General features: G+C 75.1%; 13 protein-coding genes and 1 pseudogene. 6 read left to right on the top strand and 8 right to left on the bottom strand.

The genetic code is table 11. The features are described from left to right. Positions 1–28 precede the first annotated feature (28 nt). The 6 genes from ACH4FX_RS16280 to ACH4FX_RS16305 form a co-directional block, all read right to left on the bottom strand. The gene (locus ACH4FX_RS16280) at positions 29–790 is read right to left on the bottom strand and encodes a class F sortase (protein ID WP_398479317.1); all 762 of its coding nucleotides are present in this window, start codon (positions 788–790) and stop codon (positions 29–31) included. Positions 791–1,034: 244 nt separating this feature from the next. Then, complete coding sequence (locus ACH4FX_RS16285; protein ID WP_398479319.1) at positions 1,035–1,538, bottom strand: hypothetical protein; 504 nt, start codon at positions 1,536–1,538, stop codon at positions 1,035–1,037. A 338-nt stretch (positions 1,539–1,876) separates the two neighbouring features. Next, positions 1,877–2,584, bottom strand: a complete 708-nt coding sequence (locus ACH4FX_RS16290) for a response regulator (protein WP_398479321.1) — start codon at positions 2,582–2,584, stop codon at positions 1,877–1,879. Beyond that, positions 2,581–3,813, bottom strand: coding sequence for a sensor histidine kinase (locus ACH4FX_RS16295; RefSeq protein WP_398479498.1), 1,233 nt, complete (start codon positions 3,811–3,813; stop codon positions 2,581–2,583). Before ACH4FX_RS16295 ends, ACH4FX_RS16290 begins: the two co-directional genes overlap by 4 nt. A gap of 167 nt (positions 3,814–3,980) precedes the next feature. Beyond that, positions 3,981–4,316, bottom strand: coding sequence for a hypothetical protein (locus ACH4FX_RS16300; RefSeq protein WP_398479323.1), 336 nt, complete (start codon positions 4,314–4,316; stop codon positions 3,981–3,983). A gap of 541 nt (positions 4,317–4,857) precedes the next feature. After that, a complete protein-coding gene (locus ACH4FX_RS16305; RefSeq protein WP_398479325.1) occupies positions 4,858–5,628 on the bottom strand; it encodes an IclR family transcriptional regulator in 771 nt (256 codons plus the stop codon). A 128-nt stretch (positions 5,629–5,756) separates the two neighbouring features. Here ACH4FX_RS16305 and ACH4FX_RS16310 point away from each other — a divergent pair, with 128 nt between their 5' ends. After that, positions 5,757–7,319 (top strand): aldehyde dehydrogenase (NADP(+)), encoded by a 1,563-nt coding sequence (locus ACH4FX_RS16310; protein WP_398479327.1) that lies wholly within the window; start codon positions 5,757–5,759, stop codon positions 7,317–7,319. 11 nt (positions 7,320–7,330) lie between these two features. Next, positions 7,331–7,768: pseudogene (locus ACH4FX_RS16315) on the top strand (GNAT family N-acetyltransferase); the annotation flags it as partial. 23 nt (positions 7,769–7,791) lie between these two features. On the opposite strand, the gene ACH4FX_RS16320 reads toward ACH4FX_RS16315, so the two are convergent. Further along, positions 7,792–8,538 (bottom strand): class I SAM-dependent methyltransferase, encoded by a 747-nt coding sequence (locus ACH4FX_RS16320; RefSeq protein ID WP_398479329.1) that lies wholly within the window; start codon positions 8,536–8,538, stop codon positions 7,792–7,794. A 98-nt stretch (positions 8,539–8,636) separates the two neighbouring features. Here ACH4FX_RS16320 and ACH4FX_RS16325 point away from each other — a divergent pair, with 98 nt between their 5' ends. Together ACH4FX_RS16325 and ACH4FX_RS16330 are read left to right on the top strand one after the other, a co-directional pair. Continuing rightward, complete coding sequence (locus ACH4FX_RS16325; RefSeq protein ID WP_398479330.1) at positions 8,637–9,347, top strand: DsbA family oxidoreductase; 711 nt, start codon at positions 8,637–8,639, stop codon at positions 9,345–9,347. Positions 9,348–9,463: 116 nt separating this feature from the next. Beyond that, positions 9,464–10,522 carry an aminotransferase class V-fold PLP-dependent enzyme gene (locus tag ACH4FX_RS16330; RefSeq protein ID WP_398479332.1) on the top strand — a complete coding sequence of 353 codons (1,059 nt, stop codon included), beginning with the start codon at positions 9,464–9,466 and terminating at the stop codon, positions 10,520–10,522. Positions 10,523–10,546: 24 nt separating this feature from the next. Here ACH4FX_RS16330 and ACH4FX_RS16335 read toward each other — a convergent pair whose 3' ends face one another. Further along, positions 10,547–11,860 carry an alpha/beta fold hydrolase gene (locus tag ACH4FX_RS16335; protein WP_398479334.1) on the bottom strand — a complete coding sequence of 438 codons (1,314 nt, stop codon included), beginning with the start codon at positions 11,858–11,860 and terminating at the stop codon, positions 10,547–10,549. A gap of 154 nt (positions 11,861–12,014) precedes the next feature. On the opposite strand from ACH4FX_RS16335, the gene ACH4FX_RS16340 reads away from it, so the two are divergent. Both ACH4FX_RS16340 and ACH4FX_RS16345 read left to right on the top strand, forming a co-directional pair. Next, positions 12,015–12,629, top strand: a complete 615-nt coding sequence (locus tag ACH4FX_RS16340; RefSeq protein WP_398479336.1) for an RNA polymerase sigma factor — start codon at positions 12,015–12,017, stop codon at positions 12,627–12,629. Positions 12,630–12,740: 111 nt separating this feature from the next. Then, on the top strand, positions 12,741–13,973 hold the full coding sequence (locus tag ACH4FX_RS16345) for a hypothetical protein (protein WP_398479338.1): 1,233 nt from the start codon (positions 12,741–12,743) through the stop codon (positions 13,971–13,973). Positions 13,974–13,976 lie beyond the last annotated feature (3 nt).

Raw genomic sequence — 13,976 nt, forward strand, 5'->3', positions numbered from 1 at the left:
GGGGACGGGGGCGAGCGGTGCGGGCGGTTCAGCCGCCGCTGTGGTGCGGGACCGGCTCCCGCTGTGCCGGTTCCCGCTGAGCCGGGTCCGTCTGTGCCGACCCCCGACGGGCGGGGTCCCGCCGTACCGGCTCCCGCTTCGTCCCGGTGAGGTGGGCGAAGACCACCACGTTGCCCAGGTACTCCTGCCGGGCCTTGTTGAAGCCGCCGCCGCAGGTGATCAGCCGTAGTTCGGGGCGGCCGGCCGGGCCGTAGACCTTCTTGTCCGGGAAGTCATCGCCGTCGTAGACCTCGACGGCGTCTACGGAGAAGACCGCGGTCCGGCCGTCCGCGCGGACGATCTCCACCGTGTGGTTCTTCTTCAGCGCGCCGAGGTTGTAGAAGACCGCGGGGCCCGAGCGGTTGTCGACGTGGCCGGCGATGAGGGAGGTGCCGGTGGTGCCGGGGGCATTGCCGTCCTTGTACCAGCCGGCGAGGTTGCGGTCCTCCTCCGGCGGGGTCTCCAGGCCGCCGTTCTCGTCGAGGCCGAGGCGGGTCAGCGGCGCGTCCACCCTGATCGACGGGATGCGGACCCGCAGGGGCCGGGCGGCCGGCATCGGCGGGGGCGGCGGCGCGGGGGTCGCGGACGGCCGGGCCTGCCCGGCGGCGAACCCCTGGTCGGCGGAGGGCTGCGGCGGCGGCGCCTGGGCCTCGGCACCGTGGCCGATCATCCAGATGCCGGTGCACATCGCGCCCGCGGTGAGCAGGGCTATGACGCCTTGGTCGCCGCGGAAACGGCGGGTGGTTCCCATGGCTGTCGGGCCTCCACGGTTGCTGCGGACTGCGGACTGCGGACTGCGGACTGCGGACTGCGGACTGCGGACTGCGGGTCATGGGCCGCGGTTATGGAGTGCGGGTCACGGGATTACGGCTCACGGTGCGCGGCCCCCGGCCTCCCGGGCACCACAGGCGTGTCCGGGAGGAGGGGGCGGCCGGCCGGGCCGGGCGGCGCCGGTGGCGGCCGGCGCTTCCGGGCGTACCGGAACGGACCGCGGATCAGGCCGAGTCGTCCGCGCGCCGGCGGCGCACCATCCACACGCCACCGGCGGCAGCCGCCAGCAGCACGCCCGCACCCGCGACGATCTCCGTGGTGCCGGAGCTCTCGCTGGTGGTACCGATGCCGGTCCTGGTCTTACCGCTCGGGCCGGAGGTGACGCGCACCGTACCGGTGATCTCACGGCCGTTGGAGCACTTGCCGCCGATGCCGTAGTTGCCCGGCTTGGTGCTCGCGGGCACCCGCAGGGAGCCCTGCACGTTTTCGGTGTGCGTCTGGCCCTTCGAGGACAGCGTGACCTTGCCGGCGCCCAGCGTGCTGGCGTCGACGGTGGCCGAGCCGTTCTTGCCGCAGTCACTGCTGTTGAGGTTGACCGAGTTGCCGGCCTTGACCGGGTTGGGCGTCACTTCGATCTTGCCGAAGTCCCCGGCGAACGCGGACGACGCGGACAGGCCGAGGGCGGCGACGGAGAGCGCGGCACCGGTGAGAACGCGAGTGGAACGCATGTCACGAACCTCCACGAAGCGCGGACGCGGCACACGAGCGCGCCGCAAAGGAAGTTGGGGGAGTTCCGCGCTTCCTGAATTCGAGGTAAGCGGCCGGGCGCGTCGGGAGCCTGCTGACGTCTTGTCAGAACTCCCGCCCCGTTTCGGCGTGTCGCGCATGATCGGCTACGTTTCCGCAGGTCAGCGACCGTGTGGCGGTGACGGTCGGTGACCGGGGAAATTGGGATGAACGGGTGACAGATTTTTCCGGCGGAATGTGATAGTGGCACTGCGTAATCGGGTGTTACGCAGGGTGCCCAGGCGGGTGGATGCGGGCCCGGTCCGTACGGCCCGCCGGGTCAGCCCGGCCGCACGAAACCGCTCTCGTACGCGGCGATCACCGCCTGGGTGCGGTCCCGTACGCCCAGTTTGGCCAGCACCCCCGCGACATGCGTCTTGACCGTCGCCGGGCCGACCGCCAGCCGCTCCGCGATCTCCGCGTTGGTCAGGCCCTTGGTCATCAGCCGCAGGACGTCCGCCTCGCGGTCGGACAGCCGCGCCCGCAGGGCCCGCGCGGCTTCCCGTGCGGCCCGCGCGCCCGCGTACCGGGCGGCCAGCTCCCGTACCGCCGCCGGGAACAGCAGCGAGTCGCCGCGTGCCACCAAGCGCACCGCCTGTACGAGCTCCGCCACGCCCGCCCGCTTCAGCAGGAAGCCGTGCGCACCGGCGCGCAGCGCGTCGTACACGTACGCGTCGTTCTCGAAGGTCGTCACCACGAGGATGCGGGGCGGCTCCGCCATGCCGGCCAGCACCTGTTCGGTCGCGCGGATGCCGTCGATCTCCGGCATCCGGACGTCCATCAGCACGACGTCCGGGCGCAGTTCGCGGATCATCGGCACGGCCTCGGCGCCGGTGGACGCCTCGCCGACCACCTCCAGGTCCGGCTCGGCGCCGAGGATCGCGCGTAGCGCCGTACGCACCATCCGCTCGTCGTCCGCGAGCACGATGCGCAGGGGGGCGGTGCCGGCCGGGGAGCCGTCTTCGTGCCGGGCGTCCGTGCCGCTCACCGGGACGCCTCCAGCGGGAGCCGTACGGTCAGCCGCCACACGCCGTCCCGGCCCGCGGCCCGCGCCTCGCCGCCCAGCAGGCGGGCGCGTTCGGCGATGCCGCGCAGGCCGCGCCCGCCGCCGGGGCGGGACATGCCCGCCGCCGGGTCCTTCCGCGCGTCCACCGCCGCGTCCCCCGCCACGATTCCCCCGGCATCCTGCACTGCTTCCCCCATCGGGTTCTCCATCATGATCGTCAATTCGTCCGCGCCGGTGGTGATCCGCAGCCGGACCGGTACGGCACCGGCGTGGCGCAGGGCGTTGCTGAGACCTTCCTGCACGATCCGGTACGCCTCCCGCGAGACCAGCGGCGGCAGCCGTCCGCACCCGTCGTCGAGGTCCGCGGTGATCTGGAGCCCGGCCGCGCGGGTGCGGTCCAACAGCCCGTCCAGGCCGTCCAGCGTCGGTGCGGGCGCGGTGCTCCGGCCGTCGCCGTCCGCGCGCAGCAGGCCCAGTACGGTGTCGAGTTCGGCGACCGCGCCGCGGGTGGTCTCCTCGATGGCGGTGAGCGCCTGGCGGACGAACTCCGGGTCGAGATCCAGCACCCGGCGGGCCGCACCGGCCTGGAGGGTGACCGCGCTGAGCGCGTGCCCCACGGAGTCGTGCAGTTCGCGGGCGAGCCGGTTGCGGGAGGCGAGGTCGGCGGCCCGCCGTTCGGCCGCGGCCAGCCGGTCGGCGGGCGTCGGGCCGAGCAGTGCGGGTGCCCAGCGGGCCAGCAGCCGGCCGGCCGCCCACGAGGTGCCCGCCACCAGGGCGAGCAGCGCCAGTCCGGACAGCGGGCCGAGCACGCCGTCGGCCAGGGCGGGCCAGCCCAGCTCCTCGTGCCGCAGCGGGTCGGCGACCGGCAGCAGGATCAGCATCACGGCGGCGGGCGGCGCCGCCAGCGTCATGCCGCTGACGATGCCGCCGGCCGTCAGGTGCGCCACGAACCACAGGGCCGTACGCCGCCGGGCCGCCCACGAGTCGGCGGGCTCCTCGGCCAGTTCGGCCGCCACCTCGGGCGGCAGGCCGCACAGCGACCGCGCCGCCGTCGACTCCAGCGTGCGCAGCAGCGGGAAGAGCAGCGCACCGAGGGCGGCGAGCGGCAGTGCGACGCCGAACGCGGCGAACTGCCAGGGGAAGTCGGTGAAGGGGTTCGCGCCGGAGAAGAACACCGGCGTGATGACCGTCATCAGGAGGAAGAACGGCATCAGCAGGGCGCCGCCGAGGATCAGATGCACCCAGCGGCGGAGGAACACCCGCGGTCCGCGCGTCACCGTGTCCCCCGTGTCGCCTGCGTGCCCCTTATCCCTCGTGCCCCGTGCGCGCCGCGTGTCCCGTGGTCCCCGTCCGCGCCGCGTACCCCACGCCATGCCTGTCACCCGCATCGCGTACGAGCCGTGGCGCAACACCCGTTCGCCGTACGGGTCTCGGCCGCCGCGCCGTCCCGTTCGGCGAAGAAGTGGGCGCCGGTGACGGCGACGAGCATCCCGACGATCATCTGCACAGCGTAGGTCAGGCTCATCACTGGGGTGGGCAGCTTGGGACCGGCCGCCGTCGCGGTCAGCGTGGTCAGCGTCATCCAGCCACCCCAGCAGGCCGGCGCACCCGGCCCGGTCCAGGCCGCCGCCAGCGGCAGCAGCAGGGGCGTCCGGCCGCCGCGCCGGAAGGCGACCGCGAGCACGCCGACGGCGGTGAGCAGCGCGAACAGCACGTACGCCGCATCGTTGAGACGGGCGTCGAGATCCTGGGCCGCCAGGCGCGGGGCTCAGGCCGGTGTCCCGGCCGGCCGCCCAGAGGCCGTGCGTCACGGCGGGCAGTACGGCCAGCAGGGCGGCGTCCCCCGCGGCCAGCCGCCGCGCGGGCAGCGCCGGGGTGACCGGCAGCGCGCCGGCCGTGCCGCGCCACAGATGGCCCCACCGCTCCCGCGCGTACAGCAGGAACAGGGTGCCCGGCGCCGGCCCCTGCACGATGAATCGGCCGTAGACGACGCCCCACACCCACGTCCGCAGCGCGGCGCGGCCGTGGTGCGGATGGGCGGGCGGTGACCCGGCCGGTGAGGAGGTCATGCCGGCAGTTTTCCGGTGCCGTACGCCGCCGGGCGTCGCCCGTGCCGACGATCTCCCTCCGCCGCGCGGGGGAGGGGCGGCGGACGGCGGGAGGAGTCCCGCCCCGGAACAGCCGGGCGCCTCGAAGACTGAAAGCCCCAGTGTTTCAGCGACCCAGAGCCGTCAGCGCCCCGAGCCGCCGGCGCCTCAGAGGCGGCGCGTCGCCAGCGTCAGGCGGTCCCGGGCGTCGAACAGCGCGTCCTTGATCAGCTGCTCGTGCCCCGGGGTCAGCCGCGCCACCGGCACCGAGCAGCTGACCGCGTCCCGCGCCGGGGTGCGGTACGGGACCGCCACACCGAAGCAGCGCAGGCCCAGGGTGTTCTCCTCGCGGTCCACCGCGTACCCCTGCTCGCGCACCAGGCGCAGCTCCTCGATGAGCTGCTCGCGGTCGGTGATGGTGTGCTCGGTGAGCGCGTCCAGCCGCTCCGGCAGGAGCGCGCGGACCTGCTCGTCGGTGTACGTGGCGAGCAGCGCCTTGCCCAGGGACGTGGAGTGCGCGGGCAGCCGGCGGCCGACCCGGGTGAACGGGCGCAGGTAGTGCTGGGACTGGCGGGTGGCGAGGTAGACGACGTTGGTGCCGTCCAGCCGGGCCAGGTGGATGGTCTCGGTGGTGTCGTCGGCGAGCCGGTCCAGGGTGGGGCGGGCGGCGGCCACCACCTCGTCGCCGTCGATGTACGAGGTGCCGACCAGCAGGGCGCGGACGCCGATGCCGTACCGGGTGCCGGTGGCGTCGGTCTCCACCCAGCCCAGCTCGACGAGGGTGCGCAGCAGCATGTAGAGGCTGGACTTCGGGTAGCCCACGGCCTCCTGGACGGCGGCCAGGCTGTGCATGCCGGGACGGGCGGCGAAGTACTCCAGCAACTCCACCGTGCGCACGGCCGACTTGACCTGCGCTCCGGTGGTCTCGGCAGCGGGCATCGGCCTTGACCCCTCAGTTCGGACAGCCATAGAGTCCCGGCGGACGGTCACATTCACCATCTGGGACGGCGTTCAGCATACCGAACGGCATCTCGGGCGCGGCAACGGTTCGCTGGGAGGAATGCGCGGTGGCAGCAGCACCAGTCTGGAGTGTGGACCCCCGAACCGGGAAGCAGCGCGAGCAGGTTGCGGTGGAGGCCACGGCCGCCGAGGTCGACGCCGTCGTACGGGCCGCGCACGAGGCCCGGGACGCGCTCGCCGACCGTGGGGTACGGGCCGCCCTGCTGCGCCGCGCCGCCGACGTGCTGGACGGGGCCGACGAGCGGATCGTCGCGGCCGCCGATGCCGAGACCGCGCTCGGCACCGGGCGGCTGACCGGCGAACTGGCCCGGACGACCTACCAGTTGCGGGCCTTCGCGGACCTGGTCGAGGAGGGCGCCTTCCTCGACGTACGGATCGACCACGCCGACCCCGCGCTCACTCCGCCCCGCCCCGACCTGCGCCGCTACAAGATCCCGCTGGGAGTCGTCGCGGTCTACGCGGCCAGCAACTTTCCGCTCGCCTTTTCCGTGCCGGGTGGCGACACCGCCAGCGCGCTCGCCGCGGGCTGCCCGGTCGTCGTCAAGGCGCACCCCGACCACCCGGCCACCTCCGAACTGAGCGCCGCCCTGCTGCGCCGCGCCGCCGCCGACGCAGGGGTGCCGGAAGCCGTGGTGGGCCTGGTGCACGGCTTCGACGCGGGGATCGAGCTGGTCCGGCACCCGCTGATCGCGGCGGCCGGCTTCACCGGATCGGTACGCGGCGGACGCGCGCTGTACGACGCAGCGGCCGCCCGCCCCCACCCGATCCCCTTCCACGGCGAACTCGGCAGCCTCAACCCGGTCGTGGTCACCGAGGCCGCCGCCGAGGAGCGCGCCGAGCAGATCGGCACCGGCCTGGCGGGCTCGATGACCCTCGGCACCGGCCAGTTCTGCGTCAAGCCGGGGCTGGTCCTGGCGCCGCGGGGCCCGGCCGGCGACCGGCTGGAGCGGGCTCTGACGGACGCGGTGGGCAGCGCCGGGGCCGGGGTGCTGCTGGACCACCGCATGCGGGACGCCTTCGTCGACGGCGTACGGAACCGCGCCGCGCTGCCCGGCGTCGAGGCGCCCGTGCCGCCCGGCGCGGGCGGTGAGCACACCGTCAGCCCCGGCTTCCTCACGGTGCCCGCGGCCCGGCTCGCCGACGGCGGTGCGCACGACCTGCTCCTGGAGGAGTGTTTCGGCCCGGTCACCGTGCTCGCGCGCTACGCCGACGAGGCCGAGATCGGCGCCGTACTGGCCCGGCTGCCCGGCAACCTCACCGCGACGCTCCAGCTCGGCGCGGCGGAGTGCGCGGGCGAGGACGGGCCGCCGGACGCGTCCGGGAACGGCACGGGGCGCGGCGCGCGGCTGCTGGCCGCGCTCACCCCGCTGGCCGGCCGGGTGCTCGTCAACGGCTGGCCGACCGGCGTCGCGGTGGCCCCCGCCCAGCACCACGGCGGCCCCTACCCGGCCACCACCTCCACCTCGACCTCCGTCGGCGGCACCGCCGTCGAACGCTGGCTGCGCCCGGTCGCCTACCAGGACACCCCGCCCGCCCTGCTCCCGCCCGAACTGCGCGAGGACAACCCGCTCGGCCTGCCGCGCCGCGTCGACGGCCGCTACGAAGGATGACCCACGCACCCATGACCGACGCATCCACGGCCCACGCATCCGCACCGCACACACCGGAAGCCTCCGGCACCACCATCCGCCACGCGACGACCGCCGACCTCGACGCCATAGCCGACCTGCACGCCCGCGCCCGCGCGTCGTACTACCGGGGCCGGGTCCCCGACGCGCAGCTGGACGGCCCGGCCGCGCGCGACCGCTGGCGCGACGGCTGGGGACGCGCGCTCGCCCGTACCGACGCCACCGTGCTGTGCGCGGAACGGGACGGCGCCGTCGTCGGCGCGGCCTCCTACCACCGCGAGGAGGGCGCCCCGGCGGACACCGTCAAGCTGTTCCAGCTCCACGTCGATCCCGACCGCTGGCGCGACGGCATCGGCACCGCGCTGCACCGCGCCTGCGTGGCCGCCTGGCGGTCGGCCGGCGCCGCCACCGCGCACCTGGAGGTGTACTGGCACAACCAGCGGGCCCGCGCCTTCTACGCCCGGCACGGCTGGCAGCCCGACGAGTCCCGCCGCCCGGCCCCGGACGCCACCCACCTCGACCTGGTGCTGCCGATCGGTGCCGGTTCCTCACCCTGTCGCCGTCCGATGAGCTGAAGCCGCTGGACGGTGTGCCCGTCCAGCGTCGGGACCGTGTCCGAGCGCTCGGCCACCACCGTGAAGCCGTGCGCCCGCAGCAGGCCGCGCAGGTGGTCCGGCGCCGAATGCCGGAACACCCCGCCGTCGGGCGTCTCGAACACGCCGTACGTGCCGTACCGGGGCGCGTACTCCTCGTACCGCGCCAGATGGAGCCGGTCGCTCTGCAACGGCACGTCGCTCACGTACAGCACCCCGCCCGGCCGCACCAGCCGCCCCAGCTCCCCGACGATGGCCCGCTGCGCCGCCGCGTCGGGCACGCAGGTCAGCACGGCGAACAGCAGGGCGGCCCCGAAAATTCCGTCCTGGAACGGCAGCGGCAGATCCGGGCAGTGTGTGAGCCGCACGTCCGGATGCTCCCGCCCGCCCCGCTCGACGAGCGCCCGGGACACGTCCACACCCCGCACGTCCGCATACCCCGCCGCCACCAGCTCCGCGGTCAGCCGTCCGTACCCGCACCCGTAATCCAGCACCGGAACGTCACGCGGCAGGTACGCGTCCAGCAGCCCCGGGTCCAGCGGATGCGTGAACGTCTTGCCCGCCCCGGTGCTCTCCCAGAAGCCCTGCGTCTCCCGCGGCATCTCCATGCCCGGACGCTATACCCGCCCCCGGGAATAGCCACCGGCCACGCGCGGTTGTCCGCGACTGTCCCCCTTCGTACGGAACTTTTGAGGAAACCCCTGTCATGCGCGTGGAGATTTGGGCCGATATCGCCTGTCCCTGGTGTTACATCGGGAAAGCCCGGTTCGCAAAGGGCCTGGCCGCGTTCGCCCACCGGGACGAGGTGGAGGTGGTGCACCGGTCGTTCGAGCTCGATCCGCAGGCGCCGGCGGCGGGGGACGTGCCGGTCCTGGAGATGCTCGCGGACAAGTACGGGGTGACCCGCGAGCAGGCCGAGGCCATGGAGGCCCGGGTGGCCGAGGCCGCGGCGGGCGAGGGACTGGGGTACCGGTCCGACCGGATCCACGGGAACACCTTCGACCTGCACCGCCTGCTGCACCTGGCCAAGGAGCGCGGCGTACAGGACGCGCTGCTCGGCGCGCTGTACCGGGCCAACTTCGCCGAGGCCCGCCCGCTGGGGGACACGGAGACGCTGACCGCGGTCGCGGTGGCCGCGGGGCTGGACGCCGACGAGGTGCGCCGGGTGCTGGCGGACCCGGACGCGTACGCGGAGGCGGTGCGCTCCGACGAGCGGGAGGCCGCGGAACTGGGCGCCCGGGGCGTCCCGTTCTTCGTCATCGACCGCCGGTACGGCATCTCCGGCGGCCAGCCAGCGGAGGTGTTCCGGCAGGCGCTGGAGCGGGCCCGGGAGGACCGGGCAGGGGAGGCCCCGGCGGGGACCGGGGATGCGGACGGGTGCGGGGACGGGGTGTGCGTGCCCGGGACGGGGCGCTGATTTCGGCGGCCCCTACGCGGTGGTAAGCTGCTGACCTGCGCGAATAAGGAGCGCTTGCTGCTGCCCCAAAGGGATTCGCGATGGACGGCGGACGGGCGGGCGGTCAGAGTGGGGGCATGCAGCGCATCGATCCACTCGCGGGGGGCGAATTCGCGCCCCTGACGACGTACTTGAACACCGCCTCCAGCGGTCTGCTCCCCGCCCGTTCGGCCGCCGCCCTGCGGGCGGCCGTCGAGGAGTCGGCCTCCTACGGGACCATGGGCCTGGACTACTTCGGCCCGTCCTCGGCCGCCCGGGCCGCCTTCGCCCGGCTGGTGCACGTGGCGCCGGAGCGGGTCGCGATCGGCGGCGCGGTCGCGGTGCACGTGGCGCTGATCGCCGGGTCGCTCCCGGAGGGGGCCGAAGTGCTGGTGCCGGAGGGAGAGTTCAGCTCGCTGGTCAATCCGTTCGCGGTCCGGTCCGGGCTCAAGCTGCGAACGGCGCCGCTGGCGGAACTGGCCGACGCCGTCCGGCCCGGCACGGCGCTCGTCGCCTTCGCCGCGGTGCAGGCGAGGGACGGCCGGATCGCCGACGCGGACGCCGTACGGGCCGCCGCCCGCGCCCACGGGGCGCGCACCCTCGTGGACGCCACCCAGGCCGCGGGGTGGCTGCCGCTGCGGGCCGGCGACTTCGACTACCTGGTGTGCGGGGCGTACAAGTGGCTGCTGTGCCCGCGTGGCACATCCTTCCTGGTGTGCGGCACGGGGACGGCCGATGACGGGCTCAGAGCGCTGCACGCCGGGTGGGTGGCCGCCGCCGACCCGATGGAGGCCAACTACGGGCCGGTCCGGCGCCTCGCATCCGACGCCCGCCGCTACGACGAGCCGCACGCCCACTACTCGTACGTCGGCGCCGCGCACTCCCTCGCCCTGCTGAACGAGATCGGCATCGAGGCCGTGCACGCCCACGACACCGCGCTGGCGGACCGCTACCGCGCCGGCCTCGCCGCACGCGGCCACACCCCGGTGCCCGCGCCCGGCTCGGCGATCGTCTCCGTGCCAGGTCTCGGGGACGCGGCGGACCGGCTGGAGGCGGCGGGCGTACGGGTCGCCGCGCGCGCGGGGAACCTGCGCGCCGCCTTCCACCTGTACAACTCTTCGGACGACGTGGACCGGTTGCTGGAGCTGCTGGAGTGACCGGGCGGGCGGCGGCGCCCGGTATCAGGCCTCCCCGCGCACCATGCGTATCAGCCGGTCCAGTACGGCCCCTTCGCTGACCCGCAGCCCGTCGTGCTCCCACTCGTTGGTCACCCAGGCCCGCAGCCCGCGGATGCGGCGCGCGGTCTCCAGCGAGTGGCCGGCGTCGACGTACATGTCGTCCGCGTAGACGGCGGCGGCCGCGGGCACCTCGTTGGCCGCCAGGCGTCCGGCGTCGTACAGATCGGGCCAGTCGGTGCGCTCGGCCAGCAGCTGCGCGGTCTCCTTCAGCGGGCGCAGCGACGGATCGGTGTCGAACAGCCACGGGAAGACCATCTCGCCGGTGAAGTACAGCGGCCGGTCGCCGTCCAGGGCCGCGTCCACGTCGAACTCGGGGAACTCGGCGCGCACGCGCTCGGCCGCCCACTCGGTGCCCTTCGGGGACACCGACCGCTGCCCGTAGATCGCCTCGTGGAGGACGGCGTACAGCGGGGTCGCCGTGTAGGAGAGGTGGCCCTGGGCGGCCTGGAGGAAGGAGTCGGCCAGTTCGGGGCCCGCGGGGCCGGTCACCCACGCGCCCTCGATCAGGTAGTGCAGGACGTACGAGCCGGTGCCGGTGCCCAGCATCAGGCCCAGCGCCTGGAACGCCTCCGCCGTCAGCCGCCCGCCGCCGGGCAGCCGGACGGTGTGCTCGCGCAGGTGCGCGGCGATGCGGCGGACCCGTTCGACGTCCTGCGGGTAACGCTCGTAGTGCGCGGCGTTCTTGCGCGCCACCCGCGGATAGGCGGCCCGGTACACGTCGTCCGCGCTCGCCGTCAGCCCCGGCAGACCGCCCGTGATCATGACCTCGCGCAGGCTCTCGGGCGCGTACGAGAGGTAAGTGGTGGCGCAGAAGCCGCCGAAGCTCTGCCCCAGGACGCTCCACCGCTCGCCCGGCCCGAGCAGCTCCCGGCGGAACAGCTCGGCGTCCCGCACGATCGCGTCGGCGCGGAAATGCGCCAGATACGCGGCCTGTTCGGCCGGCCCGCCGCGCAGCGCCAGGGTCTGCCGGCCGGCCGGGGCGGAACGGCCGGTGCCCCGCTGGTCCAGCAGCAGCACCCGGTAGTCGTCCAGGGCGCGCACCAGCCAGGAGTCCCGGCCCAGCGGACGCGGCGACGCGCAACCCGGACCGCCCTGGAGATAGACCAGCCAGGGCAGCTTCTCGTCGTGCTCCCGCCCGGGGGCGACGGCCTCGCGCGCGTACACCGTCAGCCGCTCGCCGTCCGGTACGGCGTGATCCAGCGGGACCTCCAGGAAGTGGTCGGTCAGCACGACACCGGGCAGCCGGTCGATGCTCATGTACGCTCCTTGGTCTTCTCGAACCGCGCGCCCCTCGGACGCCCTCCGGATCGTGCGGCACCCGACGGCGCCGCGCAATTCGGCCGGGCGGACGGCTACCGCTCAGCAGGGCGGACGGCTAGGAATGTCACCACACACTCACGAGGTGGTGCCGGTGGACGGGACAACCAGGTACCCGCCGCGCGACCAGGAGTTGCACCGGCGGCTGGTGTACGGGGACGAGACCGCGCTGGGTGAGGCGTACGACGCCTACGGCGCGCTGGTGCGCGCGGTGGCCCGGCGGGTGAGCGGCAGCGCGGTGGTCGCCGACGAGGTGACGCAGCGCGTCTTCATCGAACTGTGGACCTGCCCCTACGCCTTCGCGCCCGGCCACGGCTCGCTGCGCGCCTGGCTGAGCATCCGGGGACACCAGGGCGCGGTGGCCCGGGTGCGGGAGGCGCGGGCGGAACGCGCGGCGTGCGGGACGGCGGAGGAGGCGGAGGAGGCGGAGGCGGCGGAGGAGCCCGCCGAGGAGGCGCGGTCGGCGCTGCACACGGCGCTCGCCGAACTGCCCCTGCCGGAGCGCGAAGCGCTGCACCTGGCGTGCTTCGCCGGGCGGACGTACCGGCAGGTCGCGGTGGAGCTGGGGATCGCGGAGACGGCGGCCACCGCCCGCCTGCGCGCGGCCCTGGGCGAACTGGCCGGCCGGCTCGCCGGGCCGCCGTCGGCCGGTCCGCGCAGCCCGGCCGGACCGGAGAGCCCCGCCGACGAGGCACGCGACGAGTGCTGAGAGCCGGTGCCGGACACCGGTTCCGAATGCCGGACGGCGGGCCGGGGCAGCAAGGGAAGCACACGGCCCGCGCGGGCCGGCCGGGCGGTGCGGAGCGGAGAGGGGCGTGCGATGGCTACGGGAGGCGGGAACGGCCGAGGTGGTACGGGAGGCCCGGGCGGTGCCGGGGGACCGGAGGACCCCGGGCAGCCGGGCGGGACCGAGGGGACCGGCGGGCCGGACTCCGCCCACGAGGAGGTCGGCGCGCTGCTCGCGGCGTGGGCGCTCGGTGCCGGCATGCCGGGCGACGACGCACGGGTACGGAACCATCTGCACGACTGCGCGCCCTGCGCGGCCGAGGCGCGGCGGCTCCGGGAGACCGTACGGCTGCTGGACGAGCCGGCGCCCGGCGGGGCCGGCCGCAAGGCGAACGCCGGGCTGGCGCGCGGCCGGCTGATGGCCGCGGCCCGCGCCGCACGGCCCGGCCTGGGCGCGCCGGCTCCGCACGCCGAGCCGTACGCCGGAGCGGTGGCCTGCCTGGACGCGCTGCTGCGGGAGCTGGACCGGGCACCGGCCCGCTGGGGCACGCCCGTCGTGCACGACTGGGACGTACAGGGCACCGTGGCGCACCTGGTCGCGGCGGACGAGGTGCTGGCCGAACGGCTGGGCCTGGCGCCGGTGACGGAAGCGGGCACGGGCCTGGGGCCGGTGCCCGGGGCGGCGCTGGAAGGGGGCTTCGGCCCGGACGCCCCTACGGACCCGGGCGGGCGGGCCGGTCTGCGGCGGACGGCCGGCGCCGGTGCCCCCTGGGAGCTGCGCTGGGCGGCCCGTACGCACGAGGTGGTGGCCTACGAGCACACCCGTCCGCCCGCCGAGACCCGGGAGGCGTGGCGCACCCAGGCGCACGGGCTGCTCGCGCTGCCGGAGGCGGGCGACGAGCAGCTGGCCGCCATGGCCACGACCCTGATGGGCCTGCGGCTGCCGGTCGCCGACCACTATGTGATCCGGGCGTTCGAGACGTGGGTGCACACCCGGGACATCGGGCGGGCGCTGGGCCGCTCCGTACCGCCGCCCCTGCCGGTGCACCTGCAAAGGTTCCTGGGGCTGGCGGTGCGCATCCTGGACCTGGCGCTGGGCCCGGACGCACGGCCGGTGCTGCTGTCGGTGGAGGGCGAGGCGGGCGGCGACTGGGTGCTCGGCTCGGACGCCGAGCCGATCGCCGCCGAACTGGTCCTGGAGGCCACCGAGTTCCTGCTGCTCATCGGTGGGCGGCAGGACCCGGACGAGATCGCACGGGGCCAGGCCGGCGACGCGGCCGCCGCACAGCGGCTGCTGGAGACGGCCACGTCGCTGGCCTGGCTGTGATGT

The organism is Streptomyces sp. NPDC018019 (genome assembly GCF_044327805.1).
Classification (GTDB): Bacteria; Actinomycetota; Actinomycetes; order Streptomycetales; family Streptomycetaceae; genus Streptomyces.